The following is a 14,950-nucleotide window of genomic DNA, read 5'->3' on the forward strand; positions in this document are numbered from 1 at the left end:
GCTTTAATTAAATTTAAAAGAGTCACCGAAATAAGCATTTTTGGCCTCAGTGTTATTAATCAACTCATTTGGAGATCCTTGCGCTACAATCTTACAGTTTGATAAAATGACTGCTACATCTACACAAGAAAGAAGATCTCGCGCTTGGTGATCACAAATACAAATAGTTATATTACTTTCTGTTTGTAAATTAACAATGATTTCCTGTAGCATCTTAATAGTAAGAACATCTAGTGCTGCGAAACACTCATCAAGTAAAAGCACCTTTGGGTCACTTAATAAGGCAAGAGCAATTACTAGCTTCTTTTTTTGTCCACCAGATAGAAACTTTGCTTTTATATCCCTGATAGCGTCTAATTCAAATTTAGCTATAAGCATATCAATCTTATGATGAATTAAATTTTTATCGTCGATTACGATTTCTGCTATTGCTTTTAAATTTTCTAATAAAGTAAGATCACTAAAATAACCACCATATTGAGGAACATACCCAATTCTAAATTTTGTTGTTCTCAAATAAATTGGGTAATCAACAACATCAATCCCTTCAAATTTAATTTTACCAAAGTCAGGTTTAATTAAACCTGTGATTAAATTAAAAATTGTTGATTTTCCAACTCCATTTGGTCCTAACATTCCTAGAATTTGTCCATGATTAATCTTAAAGCTTACATTGTCTAAAATTTTTCTCTTACCAAATGATAATGATATATTTTCTAGAGAGATAAAGGGCTGAGGGTTTTTAAAAGATTTAATTCTAAATTTTTTTATTACACCCATATTACTTAGTTCCTTCGATTAATACTTTTTTTCCAGTATCATTCATAAAAATTTTAGTGTCTTTAGTAGTAAGATTCATTTCAATTTTATCAGCATATAAATTTGTTTTTTCTCCAGTATAAACGACATTTTCAGTAAATGTGCCAAGATTACTTAAAAAGGAAAAATCCAAGTATTCTCCAGATATCTTATGTCCTGGGTAAATAACTATTACATTTTCAGAAAAAATAGTATCATAATTTTTTGAATTATATTTGCCAAAATTAGAAGTAATTTTAACTGTGTCTGAATCTTTTATTAAAATAAAAGCTACAACGTCGCTTAGAAACATTAAATCAGGATTTTCAATTTTAATTTCAGCTTTTTTTGCAGTGATCTGATATTTATTACCTTTAGCATCAGTAGAAACATAATTAATATCATCAATATAGGTTGAGTTGCTATTTTGATTTTCATCAATTTTTTCTCTAACTTGAGTCTCCTTTACATCTTCAAAATTCTTAGTGAAATATTTTAAATAAAACCATAATGAAATAAGTATAATAATAAGAACCATTACAACTTGTAGGCCTGTCTTTTTGTTCATTTAGTGAATGTTTGACTGAAGTATGTTGTGAATATGTAGAATACCAACAGTCTTTTTTTTGTTCTTATCTTTATGAATACATAGGGAGGTGATTTTCTTTGCATTCATTATAGATAAAGCTTTTTCAGCAAGAGTGTCTAGATTGATGCTTATAGGGTTTTTGGTCATAACTTTTTTGACAGATAGATCTTGGAGATTATTGCTCATTGCATTAACTCTTCTAATTTGGCCATCAGTAATTATTCCTGTAGTGATTTTCTTATTATTTTGAACAATTAAAGTACCAAGTTTTTTATTTGAAATAATTTGTAAAGCTTTTTTCATATTTAAGCTTTCATTTACGAATGGAATTTTGTTTCCTGTGATCATTAATTCTTCAACAGTTCTAAGTTGTGCGCCAAGATTTCCAGAGGGATGAAATTTTTTAAAATCTTTTTTATTAATATTTTTTTTATTTAAAACTGCTACTGCCAACGCATCACCTATGCTCAATTGATTAATTGTGCTTGAAGTTGGAACGATACCAAGACCTGCCTCAGTTACTTCTGGAATGAGTATTTTGATATCAGACGCTTTGTATAATATCGAATTTTTTTTAGACATTATTCCTATTAGAGTGATTTTATTTCGATTTGCATATTTAATAATATTTTTTAACTCTTCTGTGGAACCAGAATAACTTATCAAAATTAAAATATCTTTTTTTGAAATACTACCAAGATCACCATGAGAACAGTCATTTGCAGATAGTGAAAATGAAGGTGTGCCAACAGAGGAAAGTGTTGCTGAAATTTTTGCTGCTATTAATCCACTTTTGCCTACCCCACATAGTATCACTTTTGATTGACAGTTTGCCAACGATTCTACCGCTTCACTAAAAGAATTATTAATTGAATTTTTTAGTTTTTTTAAAGCTTTGATTTCAAGATCAATTACACTCTTTGCAATTTTTTTATAATTTCTTTTTTTCATTTAATGAGACCATATATCGTCTTTAAATAAAGCCAAATCAAGATCAACTCTAGTTTTTAAAAATGCTAAACAGCTCTTATATAAATCAATTCGCTTTTCTCTTACTAGAATTTTATTTAATTCTTCATGAATTTTATGCAAATAAATAACATCATTAGCACAATATTTTAATTGTGCTGGAGATAGCTCTCCTCCAAAGTCTGAACTTTGAAATTGTTTACTTACATCTACGTTCATAAATTCTTTAATTAATGTTTTTAGGGAGTGACTATCAGAATAGGATCTAGCTAATTTTGAAGCTATTTTTGTATCAAGAATATTATTAGTTTCTGTTTTCAGGTAATGCTTAATGTGAGCCATGTCCGCCCTACCATAGTGAAATATTTTGGTGATTGATTCGTCTGAAAGAACTTTATTTAAGTTTGGAGTATCATATTTTTCCCTATCAAGCTGGATAATATGAGCATCAGAATTACCAGTTGATATTTGAATAAGACATAAAGGATCACGTTTAACATTGAGACCCATAAACTCTCCATCAACCGCTATAATATTGCCTAAATCTAAATCTTCTGGTAGATCACTCTTGTGAAGTTTAATATCAATATTCATTTTTAATTATATATATATGAAAGCAAAAAATTGTCTAATTTTTGGCGGTAGTGGTCAAATAGGTCGTCATTTAATAAGAAAGCTTACTAAAAATAATTATAAAGTAACTGTGGTTACTAGAAACCTTCATCAAAAAGGATATGCAATAAAAACTCAAGCTAATGCAGGTTACATAGACATTGTTGAAGCTAATATCTTTGATGAAAAAAAAATTAGAAAGCTTTTCTCCCAAACTGATATTTGTATAAATTTAATTGGTATTTTATATGAAAGTGGCAAGGGCGATACTTTCAAAAATATTCACTCTATTTTTCCTTCTATTTTATCTAAACTTTGTAAAGAATATAAAGTTCAGCAATTTATTCATTTGTCAGCATTAGGGATAAATAATGCACCAGACTCAGAGTATGCAAACAGTAAATTAGATGGTGAACTTAATATTCAAAAAAATTTTCCTTTAGCAACAATATTAAGGCCTTCTGTAGTTTATTCAGTTGATGATAATTTTACTACGTCTTTTATGACTTTACTCAGTAGACTTCCATTTTTCCCTCTTTATTATAATGGATCAACTAAATTTGCTCCAATACATTGTTCGGATTTGACTGATACCATTTATCATGTTGTCTCTAAAAATATTTACTCGAAAATTATAGAGTGTGTTGGGCCTGACATCTTATCCTTAAAAGAAATTTTAAAAAAATTATTACATTTAATAGATAAAAAAAGATTATTAGTACCATTACCTCTTTTTGTAGCAACTATATCTGCTAAATTTTTTCAATTATTTCCAAAACCACTCCTAACAATAGATCAGCTTACGCTTTTAAAATATGACAATGTTCCTTCAGGTAAATATCAAACTAATGCTGATATTGGGGTTCCAAGTACAAGAGTATTTGATAATGAAGTAGAAAAATATTGCTATATGTGGAGAGAAGGTGGGCAATTTTCTACAAAAAAATATAACCCTGCTAATTCTTAATAGAATTTCCTATACTAAAATTGTATGATTATTTATGATAATTAATATTATTTATTTTTTAATATTCTCAATTTTCTCTTACCTAATTTATCTAATCATAAAATCTCTGATTAGAGGGTTTAATGGAAAGAATAAGAAATAAAAAATTAAGATTAATTAAATTAAAAAATTATTAAGCAGTATTAATTTTTTTATCAATATACTGAGGTGTCTCTTCATCTTTATCAGCTACAGGCTCTTCTTTTCTTCCTTTTGGCTGATAGGCATATAGTAAATGAAGTTTGCAATATGAAAAATCTTTTAAAGACGATCGTCCACAAAAATAAAATGATTGTTCTTCAGGGTGACCTATAGGCCATTTACAAGAGCTCTCGTCTAGTTCCTCTAATTTCTTAGGATTTTCTGGTTCAAAGTCTTTTTCAATAATTAGGGATTGAAACTTACTTTTTCGGCCTCTTTTTTGCTTAGAAGAATTTTCTTCTGAACTATTATCAAAATTTTGGCTTGAAGATGTATTTCTAGTTTTAATTTTTGATGATAAATTTAATCTATGAGCTTTACCAATTACTGCATTTCTACTAATACCACCGATTATTTCAGCTATTTGGCTTGCAGTGCTTCCTTTGCCCCAAAGTTCTTTTAACTTTTCTACTTTTTCTTCGTTCCAGCTCATATTCTATATTTAGTATGTTAATTAAATTTTATAACTATATACAGATCACACAAGAATAAAAAAAAGACAATGGATTTTTCTGTTTTATACACATCTTTTTTTAAAATTTATATATGATTACTTATGGTTGAATTGGATAAAAAATATCATATCGGAGTTAAAAAGTTTGGCTTTGTAAATTGGATTGGCTTTAAAAGCCTATGGCTTAAAGAGTGCAACAGGTTCATGGCAGTTTGGCAGCAAACTTTGCTATCTCCACTTGTTTCAAGTTTATTATTTTTATCAGTTTTGTCCCTAGCTTTAGGCAATAATAGAGGAGATGTGCTTGGCTATTCTTTTATAAATTTTTTAGCTCCTGGTTTAATTGCGATGAGCATCTTAACACAATCATTTAGTCACTCTGTTTCTTCACTAATGATAGGAAAAATTCAAGGAAATATTGTTGACATGCTCTATGCACCATTATCAGCCCTTGAAGTATCAATGGCAATAATATTGGCTGCCTTAACAAGAAGTTTTTTAATAGCTATAATTTCAATAGCTGTCTTTTCATTAATAGTTGATATCACAATTTATAATATTTTTTATATTTTTGTCTTTGGTTTTTTAAGTGCATTTATTCTTGGAAGTCTTGGTTTTATAACTGGCCTTTGGGCTGAAAAATTTGATCATACAGCAACTGTAACAAATTTTATAATAACTCCATTAAGTTTTTTATCAGGTGTATTTTATTCTATAGATAAACTGCCAGAATTATTTCAAAATATTAGTCACATAAATCCATTCTTTTATATGATCGATGGGTTTAGATATGGCTTCTTAGGAAAATCAGATGGACCAATAACAATAGGCCTAATCTATCTAACCATATTAAGTATTGTTATGTGGTATGTTGCTTTTCTTCTTTACAAAAAAGGTTATAAAATTAAATCTTAGTTAATGAGCGCTTTAGCAAAAAATTATAATAGAAGAAAAATTTCCTTTAAATATGGCAAAGGAAGTTTTTTATATTCTACTAATGGAAAAAAATATTTAGACTTTGTTCAGGGAATAGCAGTAAATTCCTTGGGGCATGCAAACCCATATTTAATAAAAGCAGTTAACAAACAATCTAAAAAACTTTGGCATGTTTCTAATGCATTTATCATTCCAGAGGGAGAAAAATTGGCTAAAAGATTGGCAAAAAAAACTTTTGCAGATTTTATTATTTTCCAAAATAGTGGAGCAGAAGCCACAGAGGCTGCAATTAAAGTTGCTAGAAGATATTTTTATTCGATAGGACAACCTTCAAAAAATAGAATTCTGTGTGTTAAAAATTCATTTCATGGAAGAACATTAGCTACAATTTATGCTAGTGGATCAAAGAAGATGACTGAGGGCTTTGGACCAAAAGTTGATGGATTTGACCATTTTGAATTTGGAAATCATAAAGATTTTAAAAAAAAAATAACAAAAAAAACGGCTGCTATTATGGTTGAAACTGTGATGGGAGAAGGAGGAATTAAAGTTATACCCAATTGGTGTTTAAAAGAATTAAGAAAGATTTGTGATAAGAGAAAAATTTTATTAATTTTAGATGAAGTTCAGTGTGGAATTGGAAGGAGTGGAAATTTTTTTGCATTTGAAAATTCTAAAATTAAGCCTGATATTGTCCCAATAGCAAAAGGTATTGGAGGTGGATTTCCGTTAGGTGCAGTTTTAATGAATAAAAAGGTAGCATCAGGAATGACAGCTGGAACTCATGGGTCAACATTTGGTGGCAACCCACTAGCTATGTCTGTTGGAAATGCTGTTTTAGATCAAATATTAAAAAAAGGATTTCTTTCAAATGTTAAAAAATTATCAAAATACTTTTATTCAGAATTAAATAAATTAAGAAAAAAGTTTCCTAAAATAATTAAAGAAGTAAGAGGCGTTGGTTTATTAATCGGATTACAACTTCATGATGATCAAACAAAATTTATACAGAAACTAATGGATAATAAATTATTAACAATTAGAGCGGCTGAAAATGTTATTAGAATATTACCTCCTCTTAATGTTAAAAAAGAAGAGATAGATATAGCAATAAATATTATTAAAAAAGTGTGTTCTACTTATAAATAAATATGAAACATTTCATCAACCTTAAAGATATACCTTCAGCAGACCTTAAAAAAATCATCATTGATGCAAAGAATAGAAAACAAAAAAGAAAAAATTATAACACTCTAGAAGTTGATAAAGATAAACCTTTAAAAGGCAAGTTACTCATTCAAATGTTTGAAAAGGCAAGTTTGAGAACGCGATTAAGTTTTTACCTTGCAATAAAACAACTAGGTGGAGGAACTATAACACTTAGAGCTAATGAATTACACCTAGGAAAAGGTGGCGAAAGTCTAGCAGATACTGCTAAAATCTTATCAACTTATGGGGATGGTTTTATGCTGAGAACTGATAGTGATAAAAAAATAGAAGAATTTAGCAGATACTTAAAGATACCAGTAATAAATGGTTTAAGTCCATCGTCTCATCCAACACAAGTGCTATCAGATATTTTCACAGTTGAAGAGATTAAAAAAAAATCTATTTCCAAATTAAATATTTGCTGGATTGGAGATTCTAATAATGTTCTAAATAGTTTGATTGCTGCTTCAGTTAAATTTTCATTCAACTTAAATATTGGCTGTCCCAAGAATTATGGGCCTAAAAAATTTGTATTAGATTGGGTAAAAAAAAATAAAAGAAAAATTCATATCTTTAATGATGCTAAAAAAGCAGTTAAAAATGCTGATGTAATTTTTTCAGATAAAGTAATTTCATTGAACGATAAAGTTAATAAAAATAAAAAAATTAAAGATTTTAGAAACTTTCAAATTAATTCAAAATTGATGAGTTTTGCTAAAAAAGATACAACTTTTTTACACTGTCTTCCAAGGGGAGAAGAAGTTACGACAGATGTTTTTTTGGGAAAAAACTCTGAAGTATGGCTGCAGGCTCTAAATAGAGTGCACGTTCAAAAAAGTATTTTATTATATTGTTTTGGTAAATTAAGGTAGCTGTTTAGGGCTATCACTATTTTGATTTAGGTACTTAATAATCGAGGCTCTATCTGCTTCTTTTCTCAAGCCAGCGTAAGACATTTTTGTTCCTTTCAAATATGAGCTAGGTTTAGTTAAAAAACCATTAAGTTCTTCAAAAGTCCAGTCTTTACCATATGAGGCTAAAGTTTTAGAATATTTGTAGTCTTCTACAGCACCTACTTTACTGCCTACTACGTTATAAAGAGCAGGACCAATTTTATTTGGACCACCTTTTTCAATAGAGTGACATGCTGCACATTTTTTAAAAATTTTCTCACCTGAAGTTACATCGCCTAGAGCCATTATAGCGGCAATGTCTACTTTTTGCTCAACTTCAGCAACTTGGGATATTGTGGAAGCTGGTTGTCCTTCAACTTCAACTTGATACCCTGGATTTTCTGGTTTATTTACATGAAAGACACCATCAGCAACTTTTCCTAAACCAATTACAAGAAGCGCAACCATTAAAATAGCAGCAATAATTTTATTAAGCTCGAACGAATCCATATAAATTTTATTATTTTGCAGATATAACATGATAATTAAAAAAATACTTAATTTTTAATTTTTTAATTTTGCGTCTGTTAGACGCATAAATTGGTAAATTTATAATGGCTAAAACATTAATATTAATTCCATCAAGAATGTCAGCAAGTAGATTGCCAGGTAAACCACTTTTAACAATTAATAATTTATCAATAATTTCTCATGTTTTTAAAAAGGCAGAAGAAACAAATATTGGCGAGGTAGTAGTAGCAACCGAAGATCAAGAAATACTCGATGATGTTGAAAAAAATGGTGGTAGAGCTGTTTTGACGAGTAACACTCACAAAACCGGCACAGATAGAATTTTTGAGGCTTACGAAAAGCTTAATATTAAAGACATTGATTTTATATTAAACCTGCAAGGGGATGAACCAAATATCGATAAAAATGATATTATAAATTTAAATAACTTTATGATTAATAGTAATTCTGGAATTGGAACGCTAGCAGCAGAAATTAAAAATGATAAAATGTTAATTGATCAAAATATAGTTAAGGTTATTACAGAAACAAAATTAGAAAAGAATAATTTTCCAATAGCATTAAATTTTACTAGAGATGGTTTTTCAAGAAATGATCAAAATACTTATCATCATATTGGAATCTATTCGTATAAAGCAAGTACATTAAAAAAATTTGTTAGTCTAGACCAAACATTAAAAGAAAAAAAAAATAGATTAGAACAGTTAAGAGCATTAGATAATAATCTGAAAATCAATGTTGCTTTGGCAAACTTTTCTCCCATTGGTGTAGATACAAAAGAAGATTATCTAGCTATAAAAAAAATTATGGAATATAAATCCTAAAATGACCAAAATTTATTTTCAAGGAACATTCGGTGCTTATTCACATTTAGCAGCACTAGAAATAGATCCTAAAGTAGAAATAATTCCATGTAAGACATTTGATGAATGTTTTTTAAAAACATCACAAGATAAAAATTCGAGAATGGTAATTCCAGAATCAAATCGAATTACAGGAAATATTGGAATCGAATATCTTATTTTTAAGTATAGACTTAATATTTATGCGGAACATTTTCAGAAAATTGAACATAATTTATTAGGACAGCCAGATAGCAATTTAAGTGATATCAAAGATGTTTATTCTCACGCTCAAGCTTTGTCACAGTGCTCTAAATTTATTAAAAAAAATAATTTAGTTGAACATATTCGTGCTGACACTGCTGGTTCGGCTGAGACAATTTCAAAGACTAAAATTAAAACTGAAGCAGCAATTGCTTCTACTTTAAGTGCTGAAATTTATGATCTAAAAATACTTTCAAAAAATATTGAGAATGAAAAAGGGAATGCTACGAGGTTTTTGGTAATGGGTAATGAAGTTTTACAGCCTGATTTTGGTGATAAGAAATACATAACTTCTTTTCTATTTAAGCTAAAAAGCAAGCCTGCAGCTCTCTATCAATCATTAGGTGGTTTTGCGATCAATGGAGTTAACCTTACAAAACTTCAAAGCTATCCAGAGCAAAATTCCTTTGAGTCATATTTTTTCTTATGTGATTTAGAGGGACACATCGACAATCCAAAAATACAAAAGTCTTTAGAAGAATTAGGACTTCATTGCCAAGATTTTCACGTACTAGGTGTTTTTGAGGCTGATAAGTTTAGAGAAAAATAACTTAGAAACTTTTCTTGTAGAATAGAAAACATTACTGTTATAATAGTTTTGGAGGCTAGAGGTGGATACTGCTTGAACCCGACCAGATCTTAACGGAAGCAGTCGTAGAGACAGTTATTCAGGTTCTAGTCTCCTTTATATAAAATGAATAAAAATACAAAAGTTTTAGCTTTAAAGTACAGACCTCAGACATTTAATGATCTTATAGGGCAAGATGTTGTTGCGGAAACAATTTCTAACTCTATTAAGGCTAATAAAGTGCCTAATGCCTATCTTTTTACTGGAATTAGAGGAATAGGAAAAACGACAACAGCAAGGATCGTTGCAAAATCTCTAAATTGTTCAAATGGAATAGATAATTTGTGTAAAGAGGAACTTTGTGAAAATTGTAATGCCATTTCTAACTCAAATCATATTGATGTATTGGAAATGGATGCAGCAAGTAAAACAGGGGTGGACGATGTAAGAGACCTTATTGAATTTTCTAGATATGGCCCAACTACTGCTAAATATAAAATATTTATAATTGATGAAGTTCACATGCTTAGCAAACAAGCATTCAATGCATTGTTAAAAACCTTAGAGGAGCCACCAGAATATTTAAAATTTATCTTTGCAACAACAGAAATAAAAAAAATTCCAATTACAGTAGTCTCACGTTGTCAAAGGTTTGATTTATCTAGAATTAAATCGTTAGAGTTGTTTGATTTTATTAAGAAAATTAAAGAAAAAGAAAATGGTAATGCATCAGATGATGCTCTTAAATTAATTGTTAAAATTTCTGAGGGTTCAGTTAGGGATGCGCTGTCGTTACTTGATAGGGCTTTACTTACCTTGGATAAAGACAAAGAATTAGATCTTGCAGCAGCACAAAAAATATTTGGTTATTTTGATAAGTCTCAATTAATTGATTTATTTGAATTGATATTTGAAGGTAAAGAAACTGAAGTTCTAAATACTTACAGAGAAATATATAACCAGGGTGTTGAACCAAAAATTTTTATTAATGATTTTTTAGAGCTCTTATATTATTTTAAAAATATTGATTCACTCAATTTGGATGGTAATAATTTTTTATTGAATGATGAAGAGTTTAATAAAATTAAAGATCTTTCAGAAAAAGTTAATAATGAGACCCTAATATTATTTTGGCAATTTACTATTAAAACACTTGAGGAGCTTGATATTGTTTCTAATCAACATTTATCAATGGAAATGTTCTTAATTCGATTAATTCATTTAAAAAGCATTAAACAGGAAAGTGACAAATATAAAGACGATAGCAAACTATTATCTGAAAGTGAAAACCAAACATCTTTTTCCCCAAAAAAAACAAACGAAGATATTTTTGGAATAAAAGATAAATCTGAAACAATAGGGCAAATGAAAAATATTGTTCAGGAAAAAGATATCAAAGAAAAAGAAAATAATAACATTGAAACAAATACCAGTCTTATAAATTCATTTGATGATCTATTAAAAGCATGCTCTTCTAAAAAAGAGATTAAATTAAAATATGAATTAGAAAAAAATGTTAACCTTGTAAGTTTTGAGAACAAAAGAATTGAAATTTCATTTAATGAAGATTTAGATAAAGATTTTATTAAAGATCTTTCAACAAAACTTTTTGAATGGACCAATGAAAGATGGATTATAAGTCTAAGCAAAACTAAAGGACAGCCATCTAAAAAAGAAGAAGAAATCAATCAAAAAAAAGAACTGATAGAAAGTGTAAAGAACTCCTCAATTTATAAAGATATTTTAAAAAGTTTCTCTGACGCAGAACTTATTGATGTTAAACCTAGAAAAGAAGATTAAAGAATGACTGATTTTACAAAAATTTTAGATAAAGCAAAAGAATTAGAGGCTAAAATGAAAGAGAGCCAAGAAAAAATAAAGAACATTCAGGTAGAAGGAACGTCTGGTTCAAATTCTGTAAAGGTTACTTTAAATGGTGAAAATGAAATGATCAAAATTGACCTTTCAGACGAAATATTAAAGGAAAATAAAATTATAATCGAAGATTTGATAGTGGCTGCCCATAATAATGCAAAATTAGAATTAAAATCTAAGACATCTGAAGAAATTTCTAAGTCTACAAGTGGATTAGGTATTCCTGGTTTTAAATGGCCGCTTTAAGAATATGCAAAATATTAATGAGATAGAAGAGTTAATTAAATTAATTTCTAAACTTCCTGGCTTAGGTCCTAAATCTGCAAAAAGAATTGTATTAAAACTTATTAATAATAGGGATGAACTTGTAAAGCCAATGGCAAACACGTTGGCACAAGTTTATAAAAATGTTATTAGGTGTCAATCTTGTGGTACTTTAAAATCTAATTCATTAGGCTGTAACAATTGTGAAAATTCAAAAGAAAAATATAATAAAATATGTGTAGTTGAAGACATTGCAGATCAATGGTCAATTGAAAATTCAAATATCTATAAAGGCTACTTTCATATTCTTGGTGGCACTATTTCTTCTGCCGGCCAGAGAAAAGAGGATCTTTTGATTAATTCATTAGTAGAAAGAGTTTCAAGAGAAAATATTGAAGAAGTTATACTAGCAACAAGTGCAACAGTAGAAGGTCAAACTACTGCTTATTACATAGAGGATAGTTTAAAAAAAACTTCTACTAAGGTTACAAAACTTGCTCAAGGACTTCCTGTTGGTGGTGAAATAGAAAGTCTCGATGATGGAACTTTATATTCAGCTTTTAAAAACAGAACTGGAATTAAAACTAATTCTGACTAGATTTCTTTATTAATCGATTTAGATGTAATAACGGTTCTGTGTAACCCGAAGGTTGCTCTTTACCTTTAAAGATTAAATCACAAGCTGTCTTAAAAGCAATTGATTGCTCAAAATTTTCAGACATCATTTCGTAGCTTCCTCTTCCGGAGCGAGTATAGGCACCATCATTTTTATTTTGATCATCAACAATTTTTGCCATTTTTTTCATTACTTCCATAACTTGTGATTTTGTACAAATATCGTGATGTATCCAATTAGCTATATGTTGAGAAGAAATTCTTAAAGTGGCTCTATCCTCCATCAAACCAACATTATTAATATCAGGTACTTTTGAACAGCCAACTCCATGATCTATCCATCTGACGACATACCCTAAAAGAGTTTGTGCAGAATTGGAAATTTCGGAGTTAATTTCTTCCATTGACCAGTTTGGTCTATCTGCTACAGGAATTGTTAACAAGTCATCCAGTTTTGCAGATTCCCTTTTTTGAATTTCTTTTTGTTTCTCAAAAATATTTATCTCATGATAATGAAGAGCATGAAGAGCTGCTGCTGTAGGTGAGGGAACCCAAGCACAATTTGCACCAGCATTTAGATGGCCAGTTTTTTGTTCCATCATTTCTTTCATTTTGTCCGGCATAGCCCACATCCCTTTGCCAATTTGAGCCTTACCAGAAAGACCACATTGAAGACCTATGTCTACATTGTTATTTTCATATGCCCCAATCCATTTAGAAGATTTCATATCTCCTTTTTTAATCATAGGACCAGCTTCCATTGAAGTATGCATTTCATCACCAGTACGATCTAAAAAACCAGTATTAATAAAAAATACTCTATTTTGAAGTGTTCTAATGCACTCTTTTAAATTAGAAGAGGTTCTTCTCTCTTCATCCATAATTCCAATTTTACAGGTGTATTTTTCCAATCCTAAAACTTCTTCAACTTTAGTAAAAATTAAATCAGTAAATGAGGTTTCATCAGGACCATGCATTTTTGGTTTAACAATATAAATGGAACCAGTTCTAGAATTACCTTTTTTTTTAATATCATGAAGGCAAGCTGCTGAAGTTATAAAGGCATCCATAATACCTTCTGGTATTTCAGATCCATCTTTTAAAGTGATTGCTGAGTTAGTCATAAGGTGTCCAACATTCCTTACCAATAATAAACTTCTTCCATGTAGCTTTAATCCTTTTCCATCTTTAGAAATATAACTTCTGTCGGGATTTAATTTACGCTCATAAGTCTTTCCATTTTTTTCAAAAGTTGATTTCAAATCACCTTTCATAAGTCCAAGCCAATTACGATAACAAATAACTTTGTCATCAGCATCTACTGCAGCAACACTATCTTCATTATCACAAATAGTTGAAACTGCAGCTTCAACAATAATATCACTAATTTTAGCAGGATCTTGTTGAGCGCTAAAAGCATTTGGGTCTATAATTATTTCTATATGAAGATTATTATTTTTTAAAATTATTGCTGATGGATCATTGGCCTCTCCTCTATGACCAATATATTTATCTTTATTTTTTAAAGATGATTTATTACTATCTTTTAATACTGTTAACGAGCCATTATCAATTTTAAAGCCTGTAATATTATGCCATTCAAAATTTTCTAGAGAAAAATATTTTTCTAAAAAGTCTCTTCCATATTTTATAACCATTTCTCCTCTTAAAGGATCGTATCTTTGAGTGGCACTATCCTCAGATTGTTCGATTACATCTGTACCATACAAACTATCATATAAACTCATCCATCTAGCATTAGCTGCATTCAGTGTATACCTTTCATTCATGATTGGAACTACTAATTGAGGTCCAGCAATACTAGTTATTTCTTCATCAACATTATTTGTTTTGATCTTAAAATCAGGGCCTACTTCTTTTAAATAATCAATTTCTTTTAAAAATTTTTTATACTCTTCAAGATTAATTTCATTACCTTTATTAGCAATATGCCAATCGTCTATTTTTTTTTGTAAATCTTCTCTTATTTTTAATAGCTCTTCATTTTTTGGGGCTAGCTCATGAACTACTTGGTCGAAGCCTTCCCAGAATTTTTCAGAAGAAATATTTGTATCTTTAAGCAATTCTTCATTAACGAAGTTAAGCAATTTATTAGAAACTGATAAATTGTGTATTTTTGTATATTGTTCTTTCATAGCACCCATTTTACCCCATCTGTATTTTTGCCTGAGAGTTTTGCTCCATCGGCGAGATAAATCTCTTTCCAGAGTGTTATGTTTGTTATCGGTCCATTTGCCTGAGAGTTTCCGGGGTGGTTGCTCCTTCGGCGCTATTATCTAATAGTCTCTCCCGATATCAATTAA

General features: G+C 29.4%; 16 protein-coding genes and 1 riboswitch. Of the genes, 9 read left to right on the forward strand and 7 right to left on the reverse strand.

The window, feature by feature from the left end; all coding sequences use genetic code 11:
* Positions 1-3: 3 nt before the first annotated feature.
* The 4 genes from AC5SLY_RS00450 to AC5SLY_RS00465 are packed head-to-tail and all read right to left on the reverse strand — an operon-like array spanning position 4 to position 2,950.
* Positions 4-780: an ATP-binding cassette domain-containing protein gene (locus AC5SLY_RS00450; protein ID WP_011281750.1), complete on the reverse strand. Its 777-nt coding sequence runs from the start codon at positions 778-780 to the stop codon at positions 4-6.
* A gap of 1 nt (position 781) precedes the next feature.
* Positions 782-1,366: an LPS export ABC transporter periplasmic protein LptC gene (gene lptC / locus AC5SLY_RS00455; protein ID WP_494598855.1), complete on the reverse strand. Its 585-nt coding sequence runs from the start codon at positions 1,364-1,366 to the stop codon at positions 782-784.
* Positions 1,367-2,338: a KpsF/GutQ family sugar-phosphate isomerase gene (locus tag AC5SLY_RS00460; RefSeq protein ID WP_271615995.1), complete on the reverse strand. Its 972-nt coding sequence runs from the start codon at positions 2,336-2,338 to the stop codon at positions 1,367-1,369. It lies immediately after the preceding gene.
* Positions 2,339-2,950 (reverse strand): ribonuclease D, encoded by a 612-nt coding sequence (locus tag AC5SLY_RS00465; RefSeq protein ID WP_278386961.1) that lies wholly within the window; start codon positions 2,948-2,950, stop codon positions 2,339-2,341.
* A 16-nt stretch (positions 2,951-2,966) separates the two neighbouring features.
* On the opposite strand from AC5SLY_RS00465, the gene AC5SLY_RS00470 reads away from it, so the two are divergent.
* Positions 2,967-3,935: a complex I NDUFA9 subunit family protein gene (locus tag AC5SLY_RS00470; RefSeq protein ID WP_271615993.1), complete on the forward strand. Its 969-nt coding sequence runs from the start codon at positions 2,967-2,969 to the stop codon at positions 3,933-3,935.
* A gap of 172 nt (positions 3,936-4,107) precedes the next feature.
* Here the strand turns inward: AC5SLY_RS00470 and AC5SLY_RS00475 are convergent, their stop codons facing one another.
* Positions 4,108-4,608 (reverse strand): GcrA family cell cycle regulator, encoded by a 501-nt coding sequence (locus AC5SLY_RS00475; protein WP_271615992.1) that lies wholly within the window; start codon positions 4,606-4,608, stop codon positions 4,108-4,110.
* Between the two features lie 123 nt (positions 4,609-4,731).
* On the opposite strand from AC5SLY_RS00475, the gene AC5SLY_RS00480 reads away from it, so the two are divergent.
* The 3 genes from AC5SLY_RS00480 to argF are packed head-to-tail and all read left to right on the forward strand — an operon-like array spanning position 4,732 to position 7,646.
* Positions 4,732-5,544: an ABC transporter permease gene (locus AC5SLY_RS00480; RefSeq protein ID WP_006997402.1), complete on the forward strand. Its 813-nt coding sequence runs from the start codon at positions 4,732-4,734 to the stop codon at positions 5,542-5,544.
* 3 nt (positions 5,545-5,547) lie between these two features.
* On the forward strand, positions 5,548-6,714 hold the full coding sequence (locus AC5SLY_RS00485) for an aspartate aminotransferase family protein (protein ID WP_018413799.1): 1,167 nt from the start codon (positions 5,548-5,550) through the stop codon (positions 6,712-6,714).
* 2 nt (positions 6,715-6,716) lie between these two features.
* Positions 6,717-7,646 carry an ornithine carbamoyltransferase gene (gene argF, locus AC5SLY_RS00490; RefSeq protein WP_271616505.1) on the forward strand — a complete coding sequence of 310 codons (930 nt, stop codon included), beginning with the start codon at positions 6,717-6,719 and terminating at the stop codon, positions 7,644-7,646.
* On the opposite strand, the gene AC5SLY_RS00495 is transcribed toward argF, so the two are convergent.
* On the reverse strand, positions 7,638-8,177 hold the full coding sequence (locus tag AC5SLY_RS00495; RefSeq protein ID WP_026362699.1) for a c-type cytochrome: 540 nt from the start codon (positions 8,175-8,177) through the stop codon (positions 7,638-7,640). The genes argF and AC5SLY_RS00495 overlap by 9 nt on opposite strands.
* Before the next feature lie 104 nt (positions 8,178-8,281).
* Here AC5SLY_RS00495 and kdsB point away from each other — a divergent pair, with 104 nt between their 5' ends.
* The 5 genes from kdsB (at position 8,282) to recR (ending at position 12,609) form a co-directional block, all read left to right on the forward strand.
* The gene (gene kdsB, locus AC5SLY_RS00500) at positions 8,282-9,022 is read left to right on the forward strand and encodes a 3-deoxy-manno-octulosonate cytidylyltransferase (RefSeq protein ID WP_494598856.1); all 741 of its coding nucleotides are present in this window, start codon (positions 8,282-8,284) and stop codon (positions 9,020-9,022) included.
* A gap of 1 nt (position 9,023) precedes the next feature.
* Positions 9,024-9,854, forward strand: a complete 831-nt coding sequence (locus AC5SLY_RS00505; RefSeq protein WP_494598857.1) for a prephenate dehydratase — start codon at positions 9,024-9,026, stop codon at positions 9,852-9,854.
* 144 nt (positions 9,855-9,998) lie between these two features.
* Positions 9,999-11,672, forward strand: coding sequence for a DNA polymerase III subunit gamma/tau (dnaX, locus tag AC5SLY_RS00510; RefSeq protein ID WP_494598858.1), 1,674 nt, complete (start codon positions 9,999-10,001; stop codon positions 11,670-11,672).
* A 3-nt stretch (positions 11,673-11,675) separates the two neighbouring features.
* Positions 11,676-11,993, forward strand: a complete 318-nt coding sequence (locus tag AC5SLY_RS00515) for a YbaB/EbfC family nucleoid-associated protein (protein WP_494598859.1) — start codon at positions 11,676-11,678, stop codon at positions 11,991-11,993.
* Positions 11,994-11,997: 4 nt separating this feature from the next.
* Positions 11,998-12,609 (forward strand): recombination mediator RecR, encoded by a 612-nt coding sequence (recR, locus tag AC5SLY_RS00520; protein WP_006997394.1) that lies wholly within the window; start codon positions 11,998-12,000, stop codon positions 12,607-12,609.
* On the opposite strand, the gene AC5SLY_RS00525 is transcribed toward recR, so the two are convergent.
* A complete protein-coding gene (locus AC5SLY_RS00525; RefSeq protein ID WP_494598860.1) occupies positions 12,596-14,791 on the reverse strand; it encodes a malate synthase G in 2,196 nt (731 codons plus the stop codon). The two genes, recR and AC5SLY_RS00525, sit on opposite strands and share 14 nt — an antisense overlap.
* Positions 14,792-14,861: 70 nt before the next feature.
* Positions 14,862-14,949: riboswitch (glycine riboswitch) on the reverse strand.
* Between the last annotated feature and the right edge of the window lies 1 nt (position 14,950).

The sequence above is a fragment of the Candidatus Pelagibacter sp. PS_23 genome (assembly GCF_059417905.1).

What these genes read in the sequence shown, in the direction of transcription:
- AC5SLY_RS00450 (WP_011281750.1), bottom strand. Translation starts at nt 780, where the DNA reads ATGGGTGTAATAAAAAAATTTAGAATTAAATCTTTTAAAAACCCTCAG.
- lptC (WP_494598855.1), bottom strand. Translation starts at nt 1,366, where the DNA reads ATGAACAAAAAGACAGGCCTACAAGTTGTAATGGTTCTTATTATTATA.
- AC5SLY_RS00460 (WP_271615995.1), bottom strand. Translation starts at nt 2,338, where the DNA reads ATGAAAAAAAGAAATTATAAAAAAATTGCAAAGAGTGTAATTGATCTT.
- AC5SLY_RS00465 (WP_278386961.1), bottom strand. Translation starts at nt 2,950, where the DNA reads ATGAATATTGATATTAAACTTCACAAGAGTGATCTACCAGAAGATTTA.
- AC5SLY_RS00470 (WP_271615993.1), top strand. Translation starts at nt 2,967, where the DNA reads ATGAAAGCAAAAAATTGTCTAATTTTTGGCGGTAGTGGTCAAATAGGT.
- AC5SLY_RS00475 (WP_271615992.1), bottom strand. Translation starts at nt 4,608, where the DNA reads ATGAGCTGGAACGAAGAAAAAGTAGAAAAGTTAAAAGAACTTTGGGGC.
- AC5SLY_RS00480 (WP_006997402.1), top strand. Translation starts at nt 4,732, where the DNA reads ATGGTTGAATTGGATAAAAAATATCATATCGGAGTTAAAAAGTTTGGC.
- AC5SLY_RS00485 (WP_018413799.1), top strand. Translation starts at nt 5,548, where the DNA reads ATGAGCGCTTTAGCAAAAAATTATAATAGAAGAAAAATTTCCTTTAAA.
- argF (WP_271616505.1), top strand. Translation starts at nt 6,717, where the DNA reads ATGAAACATTTCATCAACCTTAAAGATATACCTTCAGCAGACCTTAAA.
- AC5SLY_RS00495 (WP_026362699.1), bottom strand. Translation starts at nt 8,177, where the DNA reads ATGGATTCGTTCGAGCTTAATAAAATTATTGCTGCTATTTTAATGGTT.
- kdsB (WP_494598856.1), top strand. Translation starts at nt 8,282, where the DNA reads ATGGCTAAAACATTAATATTAATTCCATCAAGAATGTCAGCAAGTAGA.
- AC5SLY_RS00505 (WP_494598857.1), top strand. Translation starts at nt 9,024, where the DNA reads ATGACCAAAATTTATTTTCAAGGAACATTCGGTGCTTATTCACATTTA.
- dnaX (WP_494598858.1), top strand. Translation starts at nt 9,999, where the DNA reads ATGAATAAAAATACAAAAGTTTTAGCTTTAAAGTACAGACCTCAGACA.
- AC5SLY_RS00515 (WP_494598859.1), top strand. Translation starts at nt 11,676, where the DNA reads ATGACTGATTTTACAAAAATTTTAGATAAAGCAAAAGAATTAGAGGCT.
- recR (WP_006997394.1), top strand. Translation starts at nt 11,998, where the DNA reads ATGCAAAATATTAATGAGATAGAAGAGTTAATTAAATTAATTTCTAAA.
- AC5SLY_RS00525 (WP_494598860.1), bottom strand. Translation starts at nt 14,791, where the DNA reads ATGGGTGCTATGAAAGAACAATATACAAAAATACACAATTTATCAGTT.